We start from the raw sequence: 2,126 nt of genomic DNA on the forward strand, positions 1-2,126 counted from the left end.
GTATATTATGAAATAATTAAAGAAAGAAAAGAAATATCATTAGATGAAGATTATAACTCTAAAAGTTTTAAAGAGTTATATAATTATTTTAATAACAAATGTGTATACTGTGAAACACCTTTTAATATTGTTCCATTGATATTAGAAAATTTTAGACCTTCACAAGGATCGTTAAATGTTTACAATGGGAAATTTTATCCTGAACATTATCAATGGTTAAATAAAGAATGGGAAAATTTACTAGTTCTTTGCGTTGAGTGTAGTCGCGCAAAAAGCAATAGATTTCCAATAGTCGGTGATGTTTGTTCTATCGGAGCTAAAGGAGTTGAATTGAATCAAGAAAAACGTTTATTAATAGATCCGTGTAGGGATTTTCCTGAAAGGCATTTTTTTTATGATGAATTTGGAGGTATGTATTCTAATACATTAAAAGGTAGAATTACAATCGACATATTAAATCTTAATAGAGAATCCTTGGTTATTCGTAGACGTGCAAGCCTTGAAGAACTTAAATCAAAAATTAATAGTTTTATAAATTCAGATATTAACAATCATTTAATTAAAAGTGAAATATTGAATTCAATAAATGAATTATCATATGCAGGTATTAAAAGATATATGATCGCTAGATGGGCGGCAGAAGAGCGAAATTCTTATTGGAACGAAATAAGATCGTTAGCTTTAATAAAAGATTATGCAATAGAAGAGAATAATGTTGAAATGAGAAGCGTTGAGCAATTCAATATTAGATCTGTTAAAAAATATCAGTCTGTAAAATTACGAAATTTGGATGATTTTAGTATTGAAAACCAAGAAGATTTAAATAAATACTATATTAAACAACGTTTTATTGAGTGGATCGAATTAAAAAACTTTAAAAACTTAGACTATATTCATTTGGAATTTAACAGTTTCTCTAAAAATGCACCATGGTCGATGTTACTGGGTGAAAATGGAATTGGTAAAAGTTCTGTTTTACAAGCAATTGCATTAACATTAATGGGTGTTAAAATCAGAAATAAAATTATGAAAAACAAGGCAAGTGATTATTTAAAACAGGGAACAAATGAAGGATACATTAAAATTAAATTAACAGGTATGAGAGAGCCTGTTGTTTTAAACTTTAATAAGCATTCTACACTTTTTTTTGGACAAAATCATGAAGAGCCAAAAGTTTTGCTATTAGCTTATGGTTCTACTAGATTATTACCACGAGCACATGCCAGACAAAAAAATGTAATTTCTTGGGCAAGAGTGGAAAATTTATTTAATCCTTTTGTAGCACTAGTAAATGTTCAAAAGTATTTATGTATGATTGATGAAAGAGATTTTGCTATTGTAAAAAAAGCAATAGAGTCTATGTTTATAGACGATTTTAAAGTGATCCGTAGAAGTAATAAAATTTTTTTTATGATTAATAATTCTATCTCTTCAATTGAAGATTTAAGTGATGGATATCAGACAATTATAGCTTTAGTCACTGATATTATGATGGTTATGAAGAATAGGTGGAGAAATTTTGATGCTGAAGGAATAGTTTTAATTGATGAATTAGACGCACACCTCCATCCTCGATGGAACATCCAGATTATAAGTAGACTTAGAAGTGCATTTCCAAAAATTCAATTTATTGTTACCTCACATAATCCTCTAACTTTAAGGGGATTACTTAGAGGAGAAATTTCAGTGATGTTAGAGGATGAGGACAAAGAAACATACGTTTTTCAAGATCTTCCTTCACAAGAAGGACTAAAAATTGATCAGTTGTTAACGTCGAAGTTTTTTGGGTTATATGATACTATGCCTGAAATAAACAAAATATTTAATGAGTATTATTTATTATTATCAAAAATGGAATTAAACGAAGATCAGAAAAAAAGACTAAATACTCTTCGTGGTGAATTGGAAAATTATAAAAAACTAGGGTCTACAATGAGAGAAAGAATGTTTTATGAAGCAATTGATATCTATATCGCTCATGAGAAAAATGCATTATCAGGTAAAACAGATCAACAATTAATAGATATAATTAATCAAACAATAATGGATTTTGAAAGGGACAAGTTTCAATGATATTTGTTAATAGAAGCATAGTTCCACAACCATTAAATCTAAATGATAAACAA

General features: G+C 28.0%; 1 protein-coding gene. It reads left to right on the forward strand.

Features of this window, described 5'->3' with window-relative positions:
- The first annotated feature begins 135 nt into the window (after positions 1 to 135).
- Positions 136 to 2,073: an AAA family ATPase gene (locus V7056_RS20310; protein WP_499704199.1), complete on the forward strand. Its 1,938-nt coding sequence runs from the start codon at positions 136 to 138 to the stop codon at positions 2,071 to 2,073.
- Positions 2,074 to 2,126 lie beyond the last annotated feature (53 nt).

This window comes from Bacillus sp. JJ664 (assembly GCF_036962205.1).
In the GTDB taxonomy this organism is placed as follows: domain Bacteria; phylum Bacillota; class Bacilli; order Bacillales; family Bacillaceae_G; genus Gottfriedia.